We start from the raw sequence: 22,125 nt of genomic DNA on the forward strand, positions 1-22,125 counted from the left end.
ATCGGCCATATCGGCCATATCGGCCATATCGGCCATATCGGCCATATCGGCCGCATCGACCACACCGGCCACATGGCCCACAAGATGCCGGGTCGCAAGAGCCAGACACCGGCGCATGACATGCACAGGACGAGACAATGAACCGACGCGAGTTCCTGCAGGTGCTGGCTATCGCCGGCGCCGGCGGCATGACCTTTCCCGCCACCGACGCGCAAGCCGCGCAGGCCGCCGGCAAGCTCTATGACGTGCCACGCTTCGGCAATGTGCACCTGCTGCACTTCACCGATTGCCACGCACAGCTGCGCCCGCTGCATTTTCGTGAGCCCAACGTCAACCTCGGCGTAGGCGGCTACGCGGGCAAGCCGCCGCACCTCGTCGGGCAGGCCTTCCTGCGCCACTACGGCATCGCCCCCGGCAGCGCGCAGGCCCACGCCTTCACCTATCTCGATTTCACCGAAGCCGCGCGCCGCTATGGCAAGGTTGGCGGCTTCGCCCACCTCGCCACGCTGGTCAAGCAGCTCAAGGCCAGCCGGCCCGGCGCGTTGCTGCTCGACGGCGGCGACACCTGGCAGGGCTCCGCCACCGCGCTGTGGACGCGCGGGCAAGACATGGTCGACGCCGCGCTGGCGCTGGGCGTGGACGTGATGACGCCGCACTGGGAGATGACCCTCGGCGCCGAGCGCGTCACCGAGATCGTCGAGCGCGACTTCAAGGGCAAGGTCGCCTTTCTCGCGCAGAACATCAAGACCAACGACTTCGGCGATCCCGTCTTCGACCCCTATGTGATCCGCGAGATGAACGGCGTGCCGGTGGCCATCATCGGCCAGGCTTTCCCCTACACGCCGATCGCCAACCCGCGCTACTTCACGCCCGACTGGACCTTCGGCATCCAGGAAGAGAACCTGCAGCAGGTCATCGACCAGGCGCGCGGCAAGGGCGCGCAGGTGGTCGTGCTGCTGTCGCACAACGGCATGGACGTGGACCTCAAGCTGGCCTCGCGCGTGCGCGGGCTCGACGCTATCCTGGGCGGCCACACGCACGACGGCATGCCGGCGCCGGTGCCGGTCAGCAACGCCGGGGGCACCACGCTGGTCACCAACGCCGGCTCCAACGGCAAGTTCCTCGGCGTGCTCGACTTCGACGTCAAGGGCGGCAAGGTCAGCGGTTTCCGCTACCGCCTGTTGCCGGTCTTTGCCAACTACCTCGCCGCCGATCCCGCCATGGACGCGCTCATCGCCAAGGTCCGCGCGCCGTATGAGAAGCAACTCGGCGAAGTGCTGGCGCGCAACAGCGGCCTGCTATATCGCCGCGGCAATTTCAACGGCACGTTCGACCAGTTGATCCTGGACGGCCTGATGGATGTGCAGGGCGCCGAGATCGCCTTCTCGCCGGGCTTTCGCTGGGGCACCACGCTGCTGCCCGGGCAGGCCATCACCATGGAACACCTGATGGACCAGACCGCCATCACGTATCCTCACACCACCGTCACCGCAATGAGCGGCGAGACCATCAAGACCATCCTCGAAGACGTGGCCGACAACCTGTTCAATCCCGATCCCTACTACCAGCAAGGCGGCGACATGGTGCGCGTGGGCGGCCTGCAATACACCATCGACCCCACCGCATCGATGGGAAAACGCATCACCGAGATGCGCCTCAAGGGCCAGCCCATCGACGCCGCCAAGACCTACAAGGTAGCCGGCTGGGCCCCCGTCTCGGAAGAAGCCCGCCAGAGCGGCAGCCCACCGATCTGGGACCTGATGGCCCAGTGGCTGCGCGCCTCCGGCGAGGTCACCGCCCGCCCGTTGAACCTGCCGACGGTGCGCGGCATGACCGGCAACGCGGGCATGGCAACGTGATTGAACAGCCGCGAAAAACTGAGCTACAATCGTTCGTCACGGGCCGATAGCTCAGCTGGGAGAGCGCTGCGTTCGCAATGCAGAGGTCGGGAGTTCGATCCTCCTTCGGTCCACCAGATTCGCAGTACAAGACAGCGCACTACGTTTAACAACGTAGTGCGCTTTTTGTTTTGGCGTACGGCGTTCCCTGATGCGCATGCCGACGCGACGGCGGGCATGACGGCATGACGGTGCAATGCGCACGTCGTTCTCACGGCTCACTGCGGTTACTCGCGGCGCGTCTTCTGCGAAACCGGGACCACCGACGGATTTGCGGCCGTGGGTGCCGGTGCGGACGGCGCTGGGGACGGCCTGATCTGCAGGGCAGGCGAGTGCGGCAACCGCACGGGGGCGATGCCCTCGGATCCGAGCTGCGCTTGGCCGTTGTCATAGCCGGTGGAGACAGCTTCGAGGTAACCCCGCGCAAACGTCTGCTCGGGCGTGACCAATGACTGGGCCGGTGCGGCGGGCTGGGCATGGGCGATGCTGTTCGCGCACAGCGCGAGCACGCGAATCAGCAGGACCCCTCGGCGCAGCGCTCGCATCGCTGCCTGCATGCGCGAACAAGGCCGGCTCTCTCGTGGTGCATGGCGGTTGATCTTCATGACGGTTCTCCAAAGGAGCGATAGCTCCAGGTGGGAAGGTGGGGACGTGGAAGGAAACGAGCATCGGCGCCGCGCTCTGAACCCTTAACCGCATGGACCATGCCATCCGCCTGGCGGCACTATTAGCGGATGCGTCGCCACTTTTCCGGGTAAACCTGTTGGAGAACGACAGACACGCAGGCTGGCCGCGGTTGGTCGGGCCGCAACATGCGATCGATGAAGGCTAGGGGAATGCCCGGCCCGGTTGTGGATAACTACGCAAAACCCTGGGGATAAGCAGGCAGGAAAGCTGTGTCCCGGCTGGGGGTGGGTTGTGGGGCGTATACGAACAACTTTCGGGCGGTTTTTGCGCCCCACGTATACGCCCGCCAGATATCCCGCGAGAGCAGGGTATTCCCTGGGACTTATCTTATTCGTAAGTCATTGAGTGAAAAGGGAAAAACCGGCTTATCCACCGAAAATGAGGCCGTTTACCTACTACTACTATATTGGTATACGTAAACAATAAAGAAAGACATAGGGCCACCATTGCGGCGGACGTATACGTTGCCTGCATTTGGCGCAGCGCTCCGCACGTATACCTGCGTCGAAACTTTGGCCGCCACGTATACGTCAGACGTCCGCCTGCCGCCGCCTCGGCGTTTACCTCAACTCAACTCAACTCAACTCAACTCAACGCGGCACCTTGAATGCTCTCCTTGCCCGCAAGACTTCCTCGCGCGTCTCGCAGCCCTCCCGGTGATCGTTGACCAGGCCCATCGCCTGCATCAGCGCGTACATCGTGGTGGGGCCGACAAAGCGCCAGCCGCGCTTCTTCAGGTCCTTGGACAGCGCGGTGGATTCCGGCGAGACGGCCATGGTGCGCAGCACTTCCGGCGTCAGCAGCTTGGGACGGCTGGCCGGATCGGGTTCGAAGCGCCAGAAGTACGCGGCCAGCGACGGCTCCGTCTCCAGCAGCTCGCGGGCGCGCTGCGCGTTGTTGATGGCGGCCTCGATCTTGCCGCGGTGCCGCACGATGCCGGCGTCGCCCAGCAGCCGCTGGATATCACGTTCGCCGAAGCGGGCCACCTTTTCAATCTCGAAGTTGGCGAAGGCGCGGCGAAACGCCTCGCGCTTGCGCAGGATGGTGAGCCAGCTCAGGCCGGCCTGGAAGCCTTCCAGGCATAGCTTCTCGAACAGGCGCCGGTCGTCGTCGACGGGAAAGCCCCATTCGTTGTCGTGGTAGTGGCAGTAGTCTTCCAGCGTGCCGCACCAGCTGCAGCGCTGGCGTTCCGTGTCCGCCACGATGTTTGTCACTGGTGGCGCCGCATTCTTTGCTGCTTTCGGTGCCGCTTTCTTCGGCACCGTCTTCGGCACCTTCGTTGCCACTTTTTTTGTCACGTCGCTATCTGCTGCCATGGGTGCGTTCTCCTTCGATCTGCCATCTTAAAGCGACTCGTGCGGCATGTCGCGGCCGCGCGGCCTCGGGGCGCATTTGCTACGATGCCGCCCGTAAAGGACGAATTTATGATGAGGACTGACATGGAAAAACGACTGGCGACCATCGAAGAAGACGGCTGGCAGCTCGACGACGGCGAGGTCATCGGCGAGGCGCACCCCGAGACGTTCTGGGTGCCGGCGCTGGCTGAGCGCCAGGCTTTGCAGGCCGGCCAGCTGGTGAAGCTGATCTTTCGCATCGTCACCGCCGACGAGCAGGACCGCGAGGAGCAGCATGTGGAGCGCATGTGGGTGATCGTGACCGGCCGCGAGGGCGATCTCTACAGTGGCGAGCTGGACAACCAGCCCTATTGCACAGAGGAAATGGCACCCGGCATGCCGCTTTGGTTCGAGGCGCGGCATGTGATCAATATCCATAAAGAGGGCGAAGAAGAATAACCACCCCGGCTAAGCGCCCAGCCGGCGCATATCGCCTGGAATCGCCTGGAAATGTCGGCCTGGCGGTACACTGGGCGCGCATGATGCAGGCGGTTACTGGTGCCGGCAAACGCAGTATCCGCACCAACGGCCGCCGCCTTCCCCAACCTTCTTAGGCGAAACCTCATCTGATGCGCTGGATATTCGGGGTGATTGGCTTGGTGCTCGGCATGGTGGCGGCCGGGTTTGGTGGTGCGCTGACAGGCGCGGTCCTGGGCTTCGGTTTTGGCTGGATGGTCAGCGACCGGCCCACCCGGCCCTCTGTTGACGGCGAAGCGCGGGGCGCGGCGGCGGCTCCGCTCGAAGCCCGCGTGCTGCGGCTTGAGCAGGAGCTGTCCACGCTGAAGCGCGAGCTGGCGAGCCTGCGCGGCGAGAGCGTGGACACTCCATCGGCCACATCAGCCACATCGGCCCCTGGCGCAGCGCCGGGTACGGTGGCAGCCAGCGAATTCCCGTCCTTCGAGCCGGCTGCCAGCGCCGCCGTGCCAGCGCCGTTCCCCCCGGCGGCGATCCCGATCCCGGTCGAGGCGGCGCCTGCGCCGATCTCCGCGCCCGTTCCGGCATCGGCGCCTGCTCCCGCACCGGCAAGCGCGCGCCACATTGAACCACCGCTTTCGTCCACGCTCGGGCCGCGCGAACCCGACTTCGTCGAGCGTGCGATATCCGCCGCGCGCGGCTGGCTGCTTGGCGGCAACAGCGTGGTGCGGGTGGGCATCCTGATCCTGTTCTTCGGCGTGGCGTTCCTGCTCAAGTATGCCTCCGACAACGCCATGCTGCCGGTCGAGTTCCGGCTGGCTGGCGTGGCGGCTGGCGCGGTGGTGCTGCTGATGGCGGGCTGGCGCCTGCGCGAGCGGCGCGCCGCCTATGCGCTTGTGTTGCAGGGCGGTGGCGTGGGCGTGCTGTATCTCACCGTCTTCGCCGCCACCAAGCTCTACGGCCTGCTGCCGGCCGCGGCCGCGTTCCCGCTGATGGTGGCCATCTGCGCGCTCGCCGGCGGCCTCGCGGTGCTGCAGAACGCCCCGGCGCTGGCCTTTACCGGCAGCGCCGGCGGCTTCCTTGCCCCGGTGCTGATCGCAACGGGCGGCGGCAGCCATGTGATGCTGTTTGGCTACTACGCGCTGCTCAATGCCGGCATCTTTGCCATCGCCTGGTTCCGGGCCTGGCGCCAGCTCAACCTGCTCGGCTTTGCGTTTACCTTCGGCATTGGCACGGCCTGGGGCGCGCTGAACTACCGGCCCGAACTGCTCGCCACCACGGAGCCGTTCCTGATCCTGTTTTTCCTCATGTATACGGGCATCGCGCTGCGCTATGCGCTGCGCCGGCAGGTCAGCCTGAAGGACTACGTGGACGGCACGCTGGTGTTTGGCACGCCGCTGCTGGCCATGGGGCTGCAGGCCGCGCTGGTGCGCAACATTCCTTTTGCCATGGCATGGAGCGCGGTGGCGCTCGCGGCGTTCTATCTTGGCCTGGCGGCGTGGCTGGCGGCGCGCCGCGATCGCCTGGGGTTGTTGTTTGAAGCCGTGCTGGCGCTGGGCGKCATCTTTGCGTCGCTGGCGGTGCCGCTGGCGTTCGACGAGCGCACCACAAGCGCCGTATGGGCCGTGGAAGGCGCTGCCGTGGTGTGGGTGGGGGTGCGCCAGCAGCGGCGCCTTGCGCTGGCCAGCGGGCTGCTGCTGCAGCTGGCGGCCGGTGCGGCGTTTGCCGCGGGCAGCTTGTTCGAGGCCACGCAACTGGCGTGGCCGGTGCTGAACAGCCGCTACGTGGGCACGCTGCTGCTGGCGGTGGCCGGTGTCTTCAGCGGCTGGCGCCTGCACGGGCGGCCCGAGGCGCGTGCCTGGTCCGCGCCATGCGCGCCGCTTGGCCAGGGGGCGGCGTTGTGGGGGCTGCTGTGGTGGCTGGGCGGCGGCGTGATCGAAATCCTGCACTGGTACAGCGTGCGGGGCTGGCAAGTGCGCGCGCTGCTCGACATGCTGGCGCTGTTCATGGTGCTGAGCGCGTGGCTGGCGCACCTGGCGCGGCGCGTCCTGGCGTGGCCGCTGGCCAGCGTGCCGGCGCAGGGCATGGCGCCGGTGCTGGCGGTCCTGGCCGTGCTTAGCTGCATCGTGCAGTCGGCGTCGCCCTTGCTCGGCTTTGGCGCGCTCGCCTGGCTGGCCGTGTTTGGCGCGGCCTGGCTGCTGCTGTGGCGGCAACAGGATGATGAGCGCGATGCCTTGCTGGCGCCCATGCATGCCCTGTTGTTCTGGACCGTGTGCGTGCTGCTGTCCACCGAGGCTTACTGGCGGCTGCGCGCCTATGTGCCGGAGGGCGCCTGGAGCTGGAGCGCCTGGGCCTATGGCTATGGCGGGCTGCTGGCGCTGCTCTCGGCCTGGGGCTGGCGCCTGCGTTGGCCGGTGGGGCGTTTCCAGCGTGCCTACCTGCTATATGGCGCGCTGCCGCTGGTGGCGCTGCTGTGGCTGTGGAGCATTGCCAGCGTGTCCAGCGACGGCGATGCCGCGCCGCTTTCCTACCTGCCGCTGCTCAACCCGCTCGATGTCGCCCAGCTGCTTGCTATGCTGGCGGTAGCGCTGTGGCAGCACCGGCTTGCCGCCGCGGGCCTGGCCACGCGGCCACGCGTGCTCGGGTACGCCGCGATCGCCACGGTGTTGCTGTGGCTAAACGCCGTGCTCCTGCGCACCCTGCACCACTGGGCCGGCGTGCCCTACACGCTGGAGGGCCTGGGCGGCTCCACGCTGGTACAGGCGTCGCTGTCGATGTTCTGGACCGTGCTGGCGCTGATCACCATGGTGGCGGCCACCCGCCGCGGCTCGCGCGCGCTGTGGTTTGTGGGGGGCGCGCTGCTTGGCGTGACGGTGGTCAAGCTGTTCCTGCTCGACCTGTCCTTCGTCAAGGGCATCGAGCGGATCATCTCGTTTATCGGCGTGGGCGTGCTGCTGCTGTTGATCGGCTACTTCTCGCCCCTGCCGCCAAAGCAGGAGGAGGCGACGTGACGGCGGTTTTCCGAACCGCAGGCGGGCGGGTGCTGCCGATGCTGATGGCCGCGCTGCTGCCATCGCTGCTGTCGTCGCTGTTGCTGCCGCTGCCCGCGCGGGCTGAGCGGTTCGCGCTGGCGACCGAACGCGACGCGGCGTACTACGCCGTGACCCTGGACGCCGATGTCTACGCCCATAGCACGCGCCCCGGGCTGGCTGACCTGCGCGTGCGCAACGCAACAGGCGAATTGCTGCCTTACGCGCTCGATCTGCCGCCCGAGCCGGCGGCCGAGGTACGCACGCTGCGCGAGGTGCCGTGGTTCGCGCTGCCGGCCGCGCAGTCGCGGCAGTCCGCGCCCCTGGGCGTGGTGATCGGGACCGACGGCGCGCTGCGCGCCGCCAGCGCCCCGCCGGCAGCCGGCACTGCCGGAGCATGGCTGATCGACCTGAGCCAGTTGCGCGACGACGCCAGCGCGGTGGTGATCGGCCTGCCGGATGGCGATTACCTGGGCAGGGTGGACGTTGCCAGCAGCGACGACCTGCAGCACTGGCAGGCCGCGGGCGGCGCGCAGCTGTTGCGGCTGAGCCGCGAGGGCAGCACGCTGAGCCAGGACCGCGTTACGCTGGGGCGCCTGCGGGCGCGTTACCTGCGGCTGCAGTGGCAGGGCGCGCCGCCCGTGCCGGCGCGCGTGCAGGTGGAGACAGTGGCGGCCAGCCAGCCTTCGCCGCTGGCGCTGCAATGGCGCGATGGCATCGTTGCCACGCAGGCCAAGCCTGGGGGCGATTACCTGTTCGACAGCGGCGGACGCTTTCCGGCCGAGCGCGTGCGCGTTCGCCTGCCGCAGACCAACACGGTGGTGCAGGCCACGCTGTGGTCGCGGCCCGATGCGCAGGCATCCTGGCGCATGATCAGCAGCGCACAGCTCTACCGTCTTTCCGGGGCGGCGGGTACCGAGCAGGAAAGCGCGCAACTGGCGATCGGGCGCAACACGGATCGCCAGTGGCGCCTGAGCGTGGATGCCCGCGCCGGTGGGCTTGGCGCCGGCATGCCGGTGCTGGCGCTTGGCTGGCGCCCCGCCGTGGTGACCTTTGTCGCGCGCGGCGCGCGGCCGTTCTCGCTGGCGGTGGGGGAGCCGGCAGGCGCGGCGCAAGAACCCGGGGCGCTCGCGCGGGCTGAGCTGCTGGCCGGGCCCGCACCGGTGATCGCCGACGCCCGGATCGCAGGCATGACGGCATCGCCGCCGGCGGCCGTGCCTTCGGACACCCAGCGCCACCGGCGCTTTATCCTGTGGGGTGCGCTGCTGCTGGCGGTCGGCGTGCTGGGCTTGATGGCCTGGCGGCTGCTGCGGGTGCTGGGCGCGCCGCAGGCGCCGCCGGACTGAGCGCAAAGAAAAAGGCCAACCTTGCGGCTGGCCTTTTCCAATCCAATGCGACGTAGGGCGGTATTACTGCAAGGGTTTGCCGGTACGGTCGTGCATGAACAGCAGCGCGATAAAGCTGATCGCAGCCGCGGCAATCACGTAGTAGGCCGGCGCCAGCTTGCTGCCGCTCGATGCGATCAGCCAGGTCACGATCAGCGGGGCAAAGCCGCCGAAGATGGTCACGGCGAAGTTGTAGGCCAGCGACAGGCCGGTGGAGCGGACCTCGGTGGGGAACTGCTCGGCCAGCACGGCCGGCGCCGGGCCGGTGAAGGCCGCCAGCAGGATGCCCAGGATCACCTGGACCATCAGCAGGGTCTGGGTGGTCGGCGAGACGTTGAGCCAGTGGAACAGCGGATAAGCCAGCACGCCGATGATCAGCGCCACGGTGCCCAGCATGCGCTTGCGGCCCACTCGGTCGGACAGCATGCCCATCAGCGGGCACAGCACCAGGATGATGGCGCCGCACAGGGCGGTCGACTGGAAGGTGGCGCCCAGCGGCAGGCCGAGCTGCTGCTTGGCGTACGACGGCATGTAGAACACCAGCACGTAGGTGCAGACCGTCCACAGGATGGTCACGCCCAGGCCGGCCAGCACTTCGCGCGGATGGTCGCGCAGCACCTGCGTGAGCGGCGAGAACTTGACCTTGCTGACAGCGCGTTCGGCGCGGCGGGCCTCGAAGGCAGGCGGCTCTTCCAGGTGCGAGCGGATATACATCCCGACCGGGCCGATCAGCAGGCCGAACAGGAACGGGATGCGCCAGCCCCAGGCGTCGATCTGCTCCGGCTCCAGGCCGTTGATCACCAGCGCGCCCATGGCAGCGCCCAACATGAAGGAAATGCCCTGGCTGGCCTGCTGCCAGCTCGCGTAGGCGCCGCGCTCCTCGTCGGGGGCGTGCTCGATCAGGAAGGCGGTGGCGCCGCCAACCTCGCCGCCGGCCGAGAAGCCCTGGATCAGCCGGGCCACCACGATCAGCGCCGGTGCCCACATGCCGATCGACGAATAAGTGGGCGCCAGGCCGATGATGGCGGTGCCGAGCGCCATCATCAGGATGGTCAGGGTCAGCGCTGCCTTGCGGCCGACGCGGTCGGCGTAGACGCCGAGCACGATGGCGCCGACTGGGCGCATGAAGAAGCCCACGCCGAAGGTGGCGACGGTCAGCAGGAAAGACGTGAGGTCATTGCCGGTGGGGAAGAACAGCTTGGCAATGATCAGCGCAAAGAAGCTGTAGACGGTGAAGTCGAACCACTCCAGGCCGTTGCCGATGGTGGCGGCAAGGATGGCCTTTCGTCGTTGGGTTTTGGATATTTCGTGGACTTGAGGTATTGCAGCGTTGGCTTGCATGTGGCGTTTGATGCGGTGGGAAATCGGCGGGAGGCCTGCCCCGAAACCGGGCATGCGTTCTGAAAGGCAGAATAGTAAGCGATTCTTTAATTGGCCAGCAGGATGGCAGCGTGTGGAGTCAGGTCCGCATGGCCGGCTGAGCGGCCAGCGCCCCATGGAATGTTCCACGTGAAGCACGCATGCGCGTGCCCGCATCCTGGTGGCGCGATGGCGGGGATTCAGGGCTGGCTGGCGTGATGCTGGCGCGCGCTGCGGGCATCGGGCGTCTCGCCCGGGCCGGCGTCTTGTTGCGATTCTGGCGTATCCGGCCGCTGGCGCGTGAGCCACAGCCACAGGGCGCTGCCGACCCACCCGGCCACGAAGACGGAATCGCCCACATGGTTGAGCAGCGCCGGGGCGTCAGGCGCGTTGAATACATCCACCAGCAGGGGGGCGGGCAGGCGGGCGGCGATCCATAGGAGCACAGCCGGTCCGCTGGCATACACGCCTGGCTGCCACCAGTTCGCATGGGGCAGCAAGGGCCTGTGGGCTGTGCGCTTGACCACGGTGTTCTCCAGCCTGACACGCTTCATGGCGCGTCGTATCCAGTCATGCGGGGTTTGCCCGGGCCCGCGCGGACAACGCATTGCGCCGCGCAAAGCTGGACCGGACCCCGTGCTGGAATCATAAGCCGATTGCCCGCCGCGTGTCCGAATCTTTAAAGCGTCGTGTGGTGCACCCCACGCTCGCGGGGTGGGCAGGGTGCGCATGCGGTGGTGGGAAGTGCGGTGGCGCCGCGTGAATTCAAGTTTTTTGATGGAGGTGTCCGCAAATGGGTGGCGCTGGGGCAGGGCAGTCTTGTCAAACTAAACACTGCTATCAAAAGGATTTGAAGGCCGCCATCATGCTTCCCGCCATCTACATCTCCCACGGTTCGCCCATGCTTGCCCTCGAGCCGGGCCCGAGCGGCGCCGCCTTCGACGCCCTCGGCCAAGTGCTCAGGGCGCGCAAGCCGCGCGCCGTGCTGGTCGTCTCGGCGCACTGGATCTACAGCACCCTGGTGGTCGGCACCCGCGAGCGGCAGGAGGCTTGGCACGACTTCGGCGGCTTCCCGCGCGCGCTGTATGAACTGCGCTACGACGCCCCGGGCTCGCCGGGGCTGGCCGCTCGCGTCAAGGCGCTGGTCGAGGCCGCGCAAGTCCCCGGCGCCGCGGTGGTGCTGCAGGACGATGAGCGCCCGCTGGACCACGGCGCCTGGATGCCGATGCGACATCTCTTCCCGGATGCCGACATCCCGGTGGTGCAGCTGGCCTTGAACCCCTATCTCCCCCCCGCAGCCCAGATCGAGATCGGCCGGGCGCTGGCGCCGCTGCGCGACGAGGGCGTGCTGGTGCTCGGCTCGGGCAGCTTTACCCACAACCTGCAGGAAGTCTTCGGTGCCGGGGGCCGGCGCGAGCAGCACGGCTCGCCCGTCGAGCCCTATGTGGAGGCATTCCGCGGCTGGATGATCCAGGCACTGGACGATGCGCTCGCTACCGGTGACACCACGCGCTTAGCGGACTATCGCGCGCAGGCGCCGTATGCGCGCCGCGCCCATCCCGCCGACGAGCATTTGCTGCCGTTCTTCGTGGCGCTGGGCGCGGCGCTGGGCCCGCATGAAGGCGTGCCCGCCGAGCAGGCGCCGGCCGGCGTGGCGCGCGTGGCACGCGTGGCCGATGAGGTCACTTATGGCGTGCTGGCGATGGATACATTCGTGTTCGAAGGGGCCGGCACGCACCCTGCCCCGGCGTGGAGCGAGGCTGCCTGAGCCAGCCCCCCGGGCGTCATGCCTTGCGGGCCAATAGGTAAGGGCGCGCCAGGCGCGCGCCCGCCGCGGCGATCCAGCCCATGGTGAGGGCAACCACCCCCAGTCCGTATTGCAAGCTGCTGACATGGGCCACGCCGCCAATCATCACCGGCCCCATCAGCAAGCCGATATAGGCAAAGCGCGCCACGCGCGAGATGGCTTCCGCCGGCGCCACACCCGGCAGGCGCGAAGCCGCCACGAAGAAGATCGGCACCATGTTCGCCGCGCCCAGGCCCATCAGCGCGAAGCCGACCAGGGATGCCGCCGGCGCTGGCCACGACAGCGCCAGCAGGATCCCCGCGAACGCTACCCAGGCACTGGCGCCGAGCGTGGGCGCATCCGACCAGCGCGCGCGCAGGCGGTCGCCGCCAAAGCGGCCGCAGGCCATCCCACCGGAGAAGGCGGCATAGCCGGCGCTGATCCAGGCGTCCGGCGCCAGCGCCACCTCGCGCATGTAGACGCTGGACCAGTCATACATCGCACCCTCGCCAACCAGGCCCAGGAACGCCATCAGGCCCAGCAGCCAGAGCGCGCGCACCGCATGCGCGCGGTGATGCGCGGAAGGTGCCGGCACGGGATGGTCGTCCAGCAGCCAGGGCGCCGCGCCCGCCGTGACCGCAGCGGTCAGCACCGCCATGCCGAGGGCGTGCGCCAGCGGCGGCACGCCCAGGCCCAGGAGCACGCCGCCAACCGCCGCGCCTGCCATGCCGCCCAGGCTGAACATGCCGTGCAGCGCGGACATGATGGGCCGCGCGCGGCTGGCTTCAACTGTGGCGGCCTGCGCGTTCATGCCCACGTCGAAGGCCGCGTTGGCCATGCCGAAGGCGATCAGCGCCAGGATCAGCAAGGCAAACTCCGGCATGGCCAGGATGGCCACGGTAGCCAGGGCGTAGACCAGCCCGCTGCGTCGGCAAGCGGCCGCGCTGCCCACGCGCCCCACCCAGCGCCCCACCGGACCCATCGCCGCGATGGCGCCCCCGGCCACGGCCAGCATGGCCAGCGACAGCACCGCATCCGACAAGCCGAAGCGCGCCTTGATGGTCGGGATGTGCACGCCCCAGGTGGCAAAGGTGGCGCCGTTGACAAAAAACAGCGCCATGGTGGCGCGCGCGGCGTGCTCCACGCGCCGCGCGCAGACTGGTGCGGCGGCGAGCGTTGCGCAGGAGGAGGAGGGCGGCTGGGTCAGGTCGGGGGAAGCAGAATCTGGCATATTGGCGGCGGGCACGGTCAACCGCGCCGGGGGCAGCGCGGGAGGTGCCCTGGCGGGCGCTGCAGGGTAATCGAGCCCTGCATCGTCGCATATCGGTGCGTCGGGCGCATGACCGGCGGCGCAGCCGGCCAGCCAGCGTGGCCGGCTACGCCGCCGCCGCGTGGCTGGACGCGCGCAGCAGCCCGCGCTGGTGCAGGGCAAAGCCGAAAGCCGCCAGCGCCGTCAGCGCCAGCGCCACCATCACCCACAGCATCAGCCAGTAGCCGCCCGCGGCGCGCCACAGCAAGGCGCCCAGCCAAGGCGCGGCGGCCTGCATCAGCAGCACCGGCGTCATCATCAGGCCGTTGAGGGTGGCGTAATGGTGGCGCGAGATCAGTTCCGGCATGGCCATGGCGCGCAGCATGGTGTTGATGCCGTTGGCGCAGCCATACAGCACCGCCGCCAGCATCAGCCATTTGCCATAGCCGAGCGCAAAGCACAGCAGGCCCAGGCTCATCACCAGATAGACCGGCAGCGACAGCCGCAGCGGGTGGCGCACGGGAAAACGCATCATCACCAGGCGGCCCACCACTTGCGCCGGGCCGATCAGCGCCGCCACCACCAGTTGCTCGCCCAGCGGCAAGCCCTTCTCGGTCAGCATCGGGATCAGGTGGGCGCCCAGCAGCGAGGCAATCACCGCCAGCGCGGTGAAGGCCAGCACCACCGCCCAGAATACCGGCTGGCGCAGCGCGATCCCGGCGATGCCCGGTTGCGCGGCATCCGCCAGCGGGGCTGGCGCCGGCGCGGCCGCGTAGGTGGCATGCGCCGCATAGCGCAGGCGGGCGTGCAAGGGCGCGCAAACGAAGAGGTTGAGCCCGGCGAAGCACAGCAGCGTCTCGCGCCAGCCCAGGTGCAGCACCAGCCATTGCGCCAGCGGCACGAAGATGGTGCTGGCAAAGCCCGCCATCAGCGTCACGGTGACGATGGACTTCTGGTAGCCATCGCCAAAGGCCTGGCGCAGCACGACGAAGGCGGGCTCGTACAGCGTGGTCGCCATGGCCAGCCCGATGGGTATCCACATCAGCAGGAAGGCCGCCTGGTTCGGACTCCATGCCCACAGCAGCAGGCCGGAGCCGGCCAGCACGGAACCCGCGCACATCACGGCGCGCGCCGGCACGCGGTCGAGCAGGCGGCCCACCGCGAACGAGCACATCGCCCAGACCAGCAGCCCGAGCGAATAGCCGCCGGCAAGGAAGGGCTTGGAGTAGCCCAGCGTCGCGCTCATCGGCCCGATGAACACGGTGAAGGCGAAATACAGCGTGCCCCAGGAAATCGTTTCGGTGATGCCAAGGGTCCAGACCAGCTGGCGTGGCGAGATGGCGCGTGGGCCGGGTGGGGCGTCTTGTCGTGTCATGGCGCGCCTGGACGCGGTATGTACCGCCGCGCAATGGCCGCCGCGAGGAGGCGGATGGCGCGCTTGGCGGCGAGGGGGTGAGCGGGAATTGTAGCGGGCATCCAGGCGGAATGCCCACCTTGAGTCACATGGGCTGGCGGCTATTGCTTACCCGTGGGCGGCCCTTTGAGCTCCACCATATTGCCGTCCGGGTCGTGCACGTAGATCGAGGGGCCTTTGCCTTCGGCGCCGAAGCGCATCTCCACAGGACCCGGTTCCACGCCGTGCGCGCGCAAGTGGGCGCCGATCGCGTCGGCATCGAATGGATCGAGGCGCAGGCAGAAGTGGTCGAGGTTGCGGCCTTCCCTGCCCGGCCCGGCGCCGCCGGCACGGCCCAGGGGGCCGTCCAACGCTACCAGGTCGATCAGCCCGCTGCCCGCACGTAACTGGATCAGGCCGAATTCCGCCTGCACGCGTTCGACATTGCAGCCAAGCACGTCCACATAGAAACGCATGAGCGCCGTCACGTTGCCGGTACGCAGGACGAGGTGATCGATGCCAAGGATGCGGAACATGGCCAAAACTCCCAGCGCTCCCAGCGCTCAGATATCCGGAATCAGCCGCTTGCCCAGGCTGACCGCCTCGTCCTGCGCGTACCCGAGGCTGCGGTAAAAGTCGATGACCTTGCTGTTGCCGCTGCGCACCAGCAGGTTGATCTTGGGGCAGCCCCGCTCGATCAGCAACTGCTCGGCGTGCGCCATCAGGCGGCGGCCGTAGTCGCGGCGCTGGTGATCCGGGTGCACCGCCAGGTAGTAGACCCAGCCGCGATGGCCGTCGAAGCCGACCATGGCCGATGCCACCGGGCGACCCTCGACTTCGCCCACCAGGAACAGCTCGGCCTGCTCGGTCAGCTTGCGGGCAATGTCTTTCTTCGGGTCATTCCATGGCCGGGTCAGGCCGCAGGCTTGCCAGAGGTCGATGATGGCGGCTTCGTCGGCGGCCAGGTAAGGGCGGATCTGCATGCGGATCGATGCGCCGCGGCAGGCGGCGGCAATGTTAAGTCCTTGACAGTGTAGCCCCCAAACCTGTGCCAGAATCGTTGCTCGATGTTTGTTCAATCGTTGTTCATCACAAACAAAACAAGCAAAACTAGCAGGATCACCCTGCACGGAGACCCCACAATGAGCGAAACGACCACGCACGCCCGCGCCACCTTCAGCCACATGGAACAAGGCACGCGCGAGGACTGGGCGGCGATATCCGCCGAGTTCATGCCCTTCGCGCAGGCGCTGGCCGACCGCGTGCTCGATCACCTCCGGCTGCTCGACGGCGACTGCGGCGGCTTTCCCATCGACCGCCTGACCCACTGCCTGCAGACCGCCACGCTGGCCCACCGCGACGGGCGCGACGAGGAGTACGTGGTATGCGCGCTGCTGCACGATATCGGCGACACGCTTGGCAGCTTCAACCATCCCGACATCGCCGCCGCCATCCTCAAGCCCTTCGTCAGCCCGGAGAATCTGTGGATGGTGGAGAAGCACGGCGTGTTCCAGGGCTACTACTTCTTTCATCACCTGGGCCTGGACCGCAACCTGCGCGAGCAATTCCGCGACCAGCCCGCGCTGTTCGAGCGCACCGCGGAATTCTGCGCCAAGTACGACGGCGCGGCCTTCATGCAGGACTACGACACGTTGCCGCTGTCGTTCTTCGAGCCGATGGTGCGGCGCGTGTTCGCCCGCCCGCGCAACTCCATGTACGTGAAGGAAAACGAGAGCACGCTGGCGCAGCCGGCCTGAACCTGGCCACCATAGGTTGACTGCAGGAAGTTGAATTTCTGTCTTGACGGAAATTTCCGAACAGATAAACTGTCAGGCATGGAACTTCAACCGGTCGCACAACGCTTTGTCCTGCACTGGGGCGAAATGGGCTCTAAGTGGGGCGTCAATCGCACCGTCGCGCAGATTCACGCCCTGCTGTTCCTTGCCGAGCACCCGCTGCCGGCCGAGGAAATCGCCGACACGCTCAACGTCGCACGCTCCAACGTCAGCAACAGCCTCAAGGAGCTGCAGAACTGGAAGCTGATCCGCACCGTGCACATGATGGGCGACCGGCGCGATCACTTCGAGACCATCACCGATGTGTGGGACCTGTTCCGCACCGTGGTGCGCGAGCGCAAGCAGCGCGAGTTCGATCCCACCATCGACGCCTTGCACGAATGCGTGAACAATCCCGCGTTCGCCAAGGAGAGCAAGGAAGTGCAAAAGCGCATCATCGCCACCTTGCAGCTGATGGAAACGCTGGGCAGCTGGGGCGACGAAATGCTGCGCCTCTCGCCCGATACCCTGGTCAAGGTGATGAAGCTCGGCGCGCGTATCCAGAAGCTGGTGCGTGGCGACCAGCGCGCCCGCGAAGCCGGCAAGTAGCACAGGCATGAAAAGCAGGCCGCCGCGGTGGCCGCTTTTTTGGGCCAGATATTTCTCTTAAGACAGAAATTAATGTAAATAAGGATGCTTGAGATGGACCCCACCAGCGGCACGCTGTACACCGTCATCCTCAACCTGCTGATCGTGCAGGGATTGATGGGTGCCTTCGATACCGTCTGGCATCATGAACTGCGCTGCGCCTTGCCGCAGCAGCACAACGCCGCGCCGGAGCTGCGCCTGCACGCGATCCGGGCGGTGCTGTATGGCGTGCTGTTTGGCGGCCTGGCGTGGTTTGCCTGGGGCGGCGCCTGGCTGGTGCCGCTATGGGCCATCGTCGCCATCGAGATCCTGCTCACGCTGCGCGACTTCGTGGTGGAAGACCAGACCCGCAGCCTGCCGCCGAGCGAGCGGGTGACGCATACCGTGCTGGCCATCAACGGCGGCGTGATCTTTGGCCTGCTGGCCTGGCATTCGCAAGCCTGGTGGGACCTGCCATCGGGCCTGCACCTCAATCCGCAAGGCTGGCAAAGCTGGGTGCTGAGCGTATTCGCGCTCGGCGTGGCCGCCTCTGGCGTGCGCGATGCGTTCGCAAGCCGCTCGCTGGCGGCCCGCGCCGGCGCTACGCCGTCGTTCGATTTCGCCGGCGCCGATCCCTCCCGGCGCGCGCAATCGTTCCTGCTGACCGGCGGCACCGGCTTTATCGGGCAGGCGCTGGTGCGCTCGCTGCTGGCCGATGGCCATCGCGTGACGATCTGGGCGCGCAACCCGCGCGTGGCGGCGCAGTTGTTCGACGGCCGCGCCGCATGCGTCGGCTCGCTGGCGCAGATCGATCCGGCTGTGCGCTTCGATGTGGTGATCAACCTTGCCGGCGCGCCCATCCTCGGCCCGCGCTGGAGTGCCGCACGCAAGCACAGCCTGGTGCAAAGCCGCGTGGCCACCACGCGCGCGCTGGCGGCGTGGCTGGCCGCTGCGGCGCACCGGCCGCGCCTGATGATCAACGGTTCGGCGGTGGGCTTCTACGGCATCCAGGGTGACGACGACCTGAGCCAGCGTACCGAGGCCAGCGCGCCGCAGGACATCTTTGCCTCGCAGTTGTGCCAGCAGTGGGAGGACGCGGCCCGCGCCGTGACGCCGCTCGGCATCCCGCTAGCCATCCTGCGCCTCGGCGTGGTCTATGGCCATCAAGGCGCGCTGCCCGCCATGCTGATGCCGGTGTGGCTCGGCTTCGGCGGCCCGATGGGCAGCGGCCGGCAAGCGCAGAGCTGGGTACACATTCACGACGTGCTCGGCGTGATCGCCTGGCTCTGCCGGGGTGACGCCGCGCAAGCCGCCCCGGCGGTTGCCGCCATCTATAACCTGGTTGCGCCGGATACCCCGAGCCAGGCCGGGTTCGTGCGCGCGGCGGCTGCGCTGCTGCGCCGGCCCGCCTTCATGCCTACGCCCGCATGGCCGATGCGACTGGCATTGGGCGAGCAGGCCACGCTGCTGCTCGACGGGCTGCGCGTGGCGCCTGCGCGCCTGCAGCAGGAGGGCTATGCCTTCCGCTTCCCGACCCTGCAGCTGGCGCTGGAGGACCTGCTCGGCAACGGGCGGGCATGTCGATGAGCACGTCGGCCGCGCATGGCACGGATGGTGGCCCGCAAAGCCTGTACGGGACCATGCTGGGTGCCGCCCTTGCCAGCCTGCCGCCGGTGCTGCAGCGCGTGCATCGTGCCGAGGGCGTGCACCTGCGCGGCTCGCTAAGGGTGCGCTGGAGCGCGCGGCGCTGGCTGCGCGCGCTGATGCGGCTGTCGGCGCTGCCCCGGCCCGCGGCGGCGGCGGCGACCCTTGTGAGCATCTCGCCGGAGCCCGCCGGCGAGCGCTGGCACCGCAGCATCGGCGGGCACATCGTGGCGAGCCACATGCGGCTCGCGCGGGCCGGGCAGGTGACGGAGCGCATGGGGCCGCTGGCAATCGTGCTGGCAACGCGTGTCGATGGCACCGGCCGGCTGTGGCAGGCCAGCCGCGGCGTCAGCCTGTTCGGCCTGACCGTGCCGTGGCTGCACGTGCTGGCCAGCGAACGCGCACGGGATGCGCACAGCTATCGCTGCGACGTGCGCATATGGGCGCCACGCCTGGGCTACCTGCTGCGCTATGACGGCGTGCTGACCATCCGCGAACCCGAACCCGAACCTGAACCCGAACCTGAACCTAACCTGGAGAATGTGGCATGAGGTCCAATTCAACCATCGGGCGCAATGCGTCCGTCAGCCTGCCCCGCGTACCGGCGTGGATGCCCGCCGTACTGCGGCTGGCAGCGCTCTATAACCTGCTCTATGCGATTGCGCTGAGCCTGTGGCCGTCGCAGATCTTCGACTGGCTGGGCATGCCGGCCACGCCCGACGCCATGATCCGCTGCATCGGCATGATGGTGGGTGTCTACGCGCTGGGCTACTGGATCGCGGCGCAGGACATGCTGCGCTACTGGCCGCTGGTGGTGGTGGGACTGGTGGGCAAGACGCTGGGGCCGCTGGGCTTCTTGCACGGCGCGCTGACCGGCGTGTTCGCATGGCGCAGTGGCTTGTTCGTGCTGTGCAGCGACCTGATCTGGTGGGTGCCGTTCTGGGGGATGACCCTGTTCGCGTTGAAGCATCGGGACCGCTGATATCGCTGCGTTAGCAATGCCTTAACCCTTTCCATCTCCCGGCATTGCTCTGCCTTCGCGCAATTCCCAAGCAAAAGGAGAAATTTCCTATTCTTTCATCGCACCGTGTTGGGTATAGGTTGAGGCACCCCAAATGTAACCTATAGGAGGTGCACTTTTATGGCGCTGCCCAACACGCCCTTTCGCCCATGCGGGCCTGTTCTGCATACCCGGCCARCCCTGTTCGTGCTGATCAACTACGCACCAGGAGACGGCCAGCCGGACTGGTGCAACGCCTCTTGCGAATTCGTGGAGGAGGGCAATGCCGATGCCGGCTCGGCACTGGCCGTCCATATCTCGCCCTTTGACGCACTGCTGAACGCGGCGTTCGTGTCTAGCCCGGGCAAGCCTTATCACGTCGCGCATGCGGCGGCTTTCGATCCCCGGACGTTGATCCGGGATAGCGGCGGAAAGCTCCATATCAACCTGCACTGCGGCTGGGCCGCGAGCGACGGCCGGATCGTGGTCCGGCGCAAAGGGGCGCTCGCCAGCGTTTGCATGATGCAGACCGACGAGATCCCGCCAGCGCGGCACGATGCCATCGAGCTCGAGATCGACCAGCAAGGCATTGCCAAGTATGAACGCCTGCGCGAACACGCCGGGCTCTTCGCGCACGCGGATTCGCATTGCCTGCTGGAAAGCTGGACGGAACAGCAACGGCATCAGGCCGTGGCGCTGGCCATACAGCGCATGCCCGGAATGGTCTCCGTGGGGGCGCAGATCAACCAGGTTGCCCTTTACGACCCCGAAGCCGCGCAATGGCACTTCGTGCCCATCGCGGTTTTCTTCGACAAGCCGGAGCGCAAGGCGGTTGCCTGAACGGCCGGCTTCAGGCCGGCTATCGAGTTTCCGCAAGAACACGCTATTAGAGAGGGTCTTCTTATGATGAATTTGCGATGTGCGCTTCGCGATGGGGATCGCACCAGTAACAACGGCATGCTGATGGGCACCGGGGAGATGACGCACCACGGCGCGCGGGTTGGCGTCGAGGGGGACTTTGCCACCTGCCCGGTGTGCAAGAGCGGCGGCACCGTCACCAATGATTGCTACCCCGCGTTCAGCCTGATGGACAAGCAGATCCTGGTGGAAGGCGCCCGCGTCAACTGCAAATGTGCCGTCAAGCCGATTGTCATTGCCTCGCAGAACACCTTCACCATTCAGGTGAACCGTGGCGGTCGCACGCATTTTCTGGCGGATAGCGCTGCCGCCGCGCCGGTGGAGACATCGAACAAACTGGTGGCGGGGGCGCCCAGGGAAACGTCTGAAAACGATCCCACGCTGATCTGCCAGAACATGAGCAACGCGGAGTTCTACGCCACGATGAACCGGCTGCGGGACAAGGCTGTGCGGCTGCTGGCTGACCGTCTGGTCGAACTGGACCGGTGGAATCGGGCGGATCAGGACAAGGTCAGGCTTTGGTTTGGCAACGCGAGGGAGGATACGCGCGAGACATTGCGTGATGGGTTGGCCCGGATGCGGGAGGTCATGCGCGGGCTGACTGACAGGAACTATGAGCGCCAAACAAAGGAAGCGCTCGCCCGGGTTGGGTGCGTGCCGCGCGCGAAGGGTGATGAGATTCCAGCGGCCGCCTCCATCTGCAAGCCGGACGGGACGTATTCAATTTTCATTGGACACCTTTTCTGCACGATGCCGGATGAGGCTAATCGAAATAAGGCTACTCCATCGGCCAATGATTCCAAACTAACGACTTTGATTCATGAGGTATCGCATTTTCCAGCAGCAATGAATACGGAGGATTCATGGAGCAATATCAAGTGGGCACAAAAGCAGGCTGCTCGTGATAAGTTCTGCCTGAATAATGCGGATAGTATCGCTGCCTACGTTGCAAACATTCCAAATTGGGATGGACTGACGCCGGTGTGGAGGCCATAGTGAAACGGCTACTCGTTGCGACCGTATTCTTGTTTTCACTTCCCACAATGGGGTGCACCTTGGGGTACGTTGACTACGAGCCCGTGTTTTCAAATGGTCGATCTGATCTATCGGCAAGTGAGGTCATGCGTCTGGCAAATTGGCGGGCACAACTTAGGCTGTGGCTCCCGAGTGGAGGGAAGTATCTGGTCTATGTTCGCCAGAATGCGCGCGTAGGTGTGTCAGCCAAGCTGGCGGAGCAGAGGCGAAAGAACCTATTGTCTACGCTTTCGAATATGGGTATCGACAAGGTGGACATCGAAGAATCAGCTGTCCGTAGATTTAGCGACGACCTGAGGCCAGGTCCGGAACTGCGCCACCTCACCAACGTTGCGGAGATTTCAATCATCCCGCGATGTCCGCATCCCTGCTGCCCCGGGCCGCAGCCACTGGAGAAGTAAGCGGAACACGGGTCCTCTGCCTCCATTTCGTTGGACTCAACCGCCAGCCCGGGCGAAATCGTGATGCCGGGCATGTCGCGACAGAAACAAAAAGACCCCACATTTCCGAAAATGTGGGGTCCGACAACAAC

The 22,125-nt window shown here is 66.8% G+C and carries 20 protein-coding genes and 1 tRNA gene; 13 read left to right on the forward strand and 8 right to left on the reverse strand.

The annotated features are described in order from the left end of the window. The first annotated feature begins 137 nt into the window (after window positions 1-137). Together soxB and AB4061_RS21945 are read left to right on the forward strand one after the other, a co-directional pair. Window positions 138-1,859, forward strand: coding sequence for a thiosulfohydrolase SoxB (gene soxB / locus AB4061_RS21940; protein WP_441637464.1), 1,722 nt, complete (start codon window positions 138-140; stop codon window positions 1,857-1,859). A gap of 40 nt (window positions 1,860-1,899) precedes the next feature. Then, a tRNA-Ala gene (locus AB4061_RS21945) sits at window positions 1,900-1,975 on the forward strand. A 150-nt stretch (window positions 1,976-2,125) separates the two neighbouring features. On the opposite strand, the gene AB4061_RS21950 is transcribed toward AB4061_RS21945, so the two are convergent. Both AB4061_RS21950 and AB4061_RS21955 read right to left on the reverse strand, forming a co-directional pair. Then, the gene (locus AB4061_RS21950; RefSeq protein ID WP_441637466.1) at window positions 2,126-2,503 is read right to left on the reverse strand and encodes a hypothetical protein; all 378 of its coding nucleotides are present in this window, start codon (window positions 2,501-2,503) and stop codon (window positions 2,126-2,128) included. A 672-nt stretch (window positions 2,504-3,175) separates the two neighbouring features. Beyond that, window positions 3,176-3,901: a DNA-3-methyladenine glycosylase I gene (locus AB4061_RS21955; protein ID WP_441637467.1), complete on the reverse strand. Its 726-nt coding sequence runs from the start codon at window positions 3,899-3,901 to the stop codon at window positions 3,176-3,178. A 123-nt stretch (window positions 3,902-4,024) separates the two neighbouring features. On the opposite strand from AB4061_RS21955, the gene AB4061_RS21960 reads away from it, so the two are divergent. From AB4061_RS21960 to AB4061_RS21970, 3 genes are all read left to right on the forward strand, one after another. Next, the gene (locus AB4061_RS21960; RefSeq protein WP_150991201.1) at window positions 4,025-4,378 is read left to right on the forward strand and encodes a DUF2314 domain-containing protein; all 354 of its coding nucleotides are present in this window, start codon (window positions 4,025-4,027) and stop codon (window positions 4,376-4,378) included. 170 nt (window positions 4,379-4,548) lie between these two features. Further along, the gene (locus AB4061_RS21965) at window positions 4,549-7,404 is read left to right on the forward strand and encodes a DUF2339 domain-containing protein (protein ID WP_441637469.1); all 2,856 of its coding nucleotides are present in this window, start codon (window positions 4,549-4,551) and stop codon (window positions 7,402-7,404) included. A gap of 44 nt (window positions 7,405-7,448) precedes the next feature. After that, window positions 7,449-8,768 carry a DUF3999 domain-containing protein gene (locus AB4061_RS21970; RefSeq protein ID WP_441637543.1) on the forward strand — a complete coding sequence of 440 codons (1,320 nt, stop codon included), beginning with the start codon at window positions 7,449-7,451 and terminating at the stop codon, window positions 8,766-8,768. A gap of 63 nt (window positions 8,769-8,831) precedes the next feature. Here AB4061_RS21970 and AB4061_RS21975 read toward each other — a convergent pair whose 3' ends face one another. Next, window positions 8,832-10,148 carry an MFS transporter gene (locus AB4061_RS21975; RefSeq protein ID WP_441637471.1) on the reverse strand — a complete coding sequence of 439 codons (1,317 nt, stop codon included), beginning with the start codon at window positions 10,146-10,148 and terminating at the stop codon, window positions 8,832-8,834. 218 nt (window positions 10,149-10,366) lie between these two features. Then, window positions 10,367-10,720, reverse strand: coding sequence for a hypothetical protein (locus AB4061_RS21980; RefSeq protein WP_441637473.1), 354 nt, complete (start codon window positions 10,718-10,720; stop codon window positions 10,367-10,369). A gap of 311 nt (window positions 10,721-11,031) precedes the next feature. Between AB4061_RS21980 and AB4061_RS21985 the strand changes: the two genes are divergently transcribed. Beyond that, on the forward strand, window positions 11,032-11,934 hold the full coding sequence (locus AB4061_RS21985; RefSeq protein ID WP_441637475.1) for a DODA-type extradiol aromatic ring-opening family dioxygenase: 903 nt from the start codon (window positions 11,032-11,034) through the stop codon (window positions 11,932-11,934). 16 nt (window positions 11,935-11,950) lie between these two features. Here AB4061_RS21985 and AB4061_RS21990 read toward each other — a convergent pair whose 3' ends face one another. From AB4061_RS21990 to AB4061_RS22005, 4 genes are all read right to left on the reverse strand, one after another. Then, on the reverse strand, window positions 11,951-13,183 hold the full coding sequence (locus tag AB4061_RS21990; protein WP_441637477.1) for an MFS transporter: 1,233 nt from the start codon (window positions 13,181-13,183) through the stop codon (window positions 11,951-11,953). Window positions 13,184-13,328: 145 nt separating this feature from the next. Then, window positions 13,329-14,720, reverse strand: coding sequence for an MFS transporter (locus AB4061_RS21995; RefSeq protein ID WP_441637545.1), 1,392 nt, complete (start codon window positions 14,718-14,720; stop codon window positions 13,329-13,331). Beyond that, window positions 14,717-15,130: a VOC family protein gene (locus AB4061_RS22000; protein ID WP_441637479.1), complete on the reverse strand. Its 414-nt coding sequence runs from the start codon at window positions 15,128-15,130 to the stop codon at window positions 14,717-14,719. Before AB4061_RS22000 ends, AB4061_RS21995 begins: the two co-directional genes overlap by 4 nt. Before the next feature lie 27 nt (window positions 15,131-15,157). Beyond that, the gene (locus tag AB4061_RS22005; RefSeq protein ID WP_441637481.1) at window positions 15,158-15,577 is read right to left on the reverse strand and encodes a GNAT family acetyltransferase; all 420 of its coding nucleotides are present in this window, start codon (window positions 15,575-15,577) and stop codon (window positions 15,158-15,160) included. A 159-nt stretch (window positions 15,578-15,736) separates the two neighbouring features. Between AB4061_RS22005 and AB4061_RS22010 the strand changes: the two genes are divergently transcribed. The 7 genes from AB4061_RS22010 (at window position 15,737) to AB4061_RS22040 (ending at window position 21,554) form a co-directional block, all read left to right on the forward strand. Further along, on the forward strand, window positions 15,737-16,351 hold the full coding sequence (locus AB4061_RS22010; RefSeq protein ID WP_043350459.1) for an HD domain-containing protein: 615 nt from the start codon (window positions 15,737-15,739) through the stop codon (window positions 16,349-16,351). A 78-nt stretch (window positions 16,352-16,429) separates the two neighbouring features. Further along, window positions 16,430-16,978 (forward strand): GbsR/MarR family transcriptional regulator, encoded by a 549-nt coding sequence (locus AB4061_RS22015; protein ID WP_150991189.1) that lies wholly within the window; start codon window positions 16,430-16,432, stop codon window positions 16,976-16,978. 93 nt (window positions 16,979-17,071) lie between these two features. Continuing rightward, window positions 17,072-18,583, forward strand: a complete 1,512-nt coding sequence (locus AB4061_RS22020) for a TIGR01777 family oxidoreductase (RefSeq protein ID WP_441637483.1) — start codon at window positions 17,072-17,074, stop codon at window positions 18,581-18,583. After that, a complete protein-coding gene (locus tag AB4061_RS22025) occupies window positions 18,574-19,191 on the forward strand; it encodes a DUF4166 domain-containing protein (protein ID WP_441637485.1) in 618 nt (205 codons plus the stop codon). The genes AB4061_RS22020 and AB4061_RS22025 overlap by 10 nt, the downstream gene beginning before the upstream one ends. After that, a complete protein-coding gene (locus AB4061_RS22030) occupies window positions 19,188-19,622 on the forward strand; it encodes a hypothetical protein (RefSeq protein ID WP_441637487.1) in 435 nt (144 codons plus the stop codon). The genes AB4061_RS22025 and AB4061_RS22030 overlap by 4 nt, the downstream gene beginning before the upstream one ends. A 225-nt stretch (window positions 19,623-19,847) precedes the next feature. Then, complete coding sequence (locus tag AB4061_RS22035; protein ID WP_441637489.1) at window positions 19,848-20,480, forward strand: hypothetical protein; 633 nt, start codon at window positions 19,848-19,850, stop codon at window positions 20,478-20,480. 63 nt (window positions 20,481-20,543) lie between these two features. Further along, window positions 20,544-21,554 (forward strand): M35 family metallo-endopeptidase, encoded by a 1,011-nt coding sequence (locus AB4061_RS22040; protein ID WP_441637491.1) that lies wholly within the window; start codon window positions 20,544-20,546, stop codon window positions 21,552-21,554. Window positions 21,555-22,125: the final 571 nt, after the last annotated feature.

Source organism: Cupriavidus sp. YAF13 (assembly GCF_052113425.1).
Lineage (GTDB): Bacteria > Pseudomonadota > Gammaproteobacteria > Burkholderiales > Burkholderiaceae > Cupriavidus.

Excerpts from the sequence above, each read along its gene's own strand:
- soxB (WP_441637464.1), top strand. The coding sequence starts at position 138 with ATGAACCGACGCGAGTTCCTGCAGGTGCTGGCTATCGCCGGCGCCGGC.
- AB4061_RS21950 (WP_441637466.1), bottom strand. The coding sequence starts at position 2,503 with ATGAAGATCAACCGCCATGCACCACGAGAGAGCCGGCCTTGTTCGCGC.
- AB4061_RS21955 (WP_441637467.1), bottom strand. The coding sequence starts at position 3,901 with ATGGCAGCAGATAGCGACGTGACAAAAAAAGTGGCAACGAAGGTGCCG.
- AB4061_RS21960 (WP_150991201.1), top strand. The coding sequence starts at position 4,025 with ATGGAAAAACGACTGGCGACCATCGAAGAAGACGGCTGGCAGCTCGAC.
- AB4061_RS21970 (WP_441637543.1), top strand. The coding sequence starts at position 7,449 with ATGGCCGCGCTGCTGCCATCGCTGCTGTCGTCGCTGTTGCTGCCGCTG.
- AB4061_RS21975 (WP_441637471.1), bottom strand. The coding sequence starts at position 10,148 with ATGCAAGCCAACGCTGCAATACCTCAAGTCCACGAAATATCCAAAACC.
- AB4061_RS21980 (WP_441637473.1), bottom strand. The coding sequence starts at position 10,720 with ATGAAGCGTGTCAGGCTGGAGAACACCGTGGTCAAGCGCACAGCCCAC.
- AB4061_RS21985 (WP_441637475.1), top strand. The coding sequence starts at position 11,032 with ATGCTTCCCGCCATCTACATCTCCCACGGTTCGCCCATGCTTGCCCTC.
- AB4061_RS21990 (WP_441637477.1), bottom strand. The coding sequence starts at position 13,183 with ATGCCAGATTCTGCTTCCCCCGACCTGACCCAGCCGCCCTCCTCCTCC.
- AB4061_RS22000 (WP_441637479.1), bottom strand. The coding sequence starts at position 15,130 with ATGTTCCGCATCCTTGGCATCGATCACCTCGTCCTGCGTACCGGCAAC.
- AB4061_RS22005 (WP_441637481.1), bottom strand. The coding sequence starts at position 15,577 with ATGCAGATCCGCCCTTACCTGGCCGCCGACGAAGCCGCCATCATCGAC.
- AB4061_RS22010 (WP_043350459.1), top strand. The coding sequence starts at position 15,737 with ATGAGCGAAACGACCACGCACGCCCGCGCCACCTTCAGCCACATGGAA.
- AB4061_RS22015 (WP_150991189.1), top strand. The coding sequence starts at position 16,430 with ATGGAACTTCAACCGGTCGCACAACGCTTTGTCCTGCACTGGGGCGAA.
- AB4061_RS22020 (WP_441637483.1), top strand. The coding sequence starts at position 17,072 with ATGGACCCCACCAGCGGCACGCTGTACACCGTCATCCTCAACCTGCTG.
- AB4061_RS22025 (WP_441637485.1), top strand. The coding sequence starts at position 18,574 with ATGTCGATGAGCACGTCGGCCGCGCATGGCACGGATGGTGGCCCGCAA.
- AB4061_RS22030 (WP_441637487.1), top strand. The coding sequence starts at position 19,188 with ATGAGGTCCAATTCAACCATCGGGCGCAATGCGTCCGTCAGCCTGCCC.
- AB4061_RS22040 (WP_441637491.1), top strand. The coding sequence starts at position 20,544 with ATGATGAATTTGCGATGTGCGCTTCGCGATGGGGATCGCACCAGTAAC.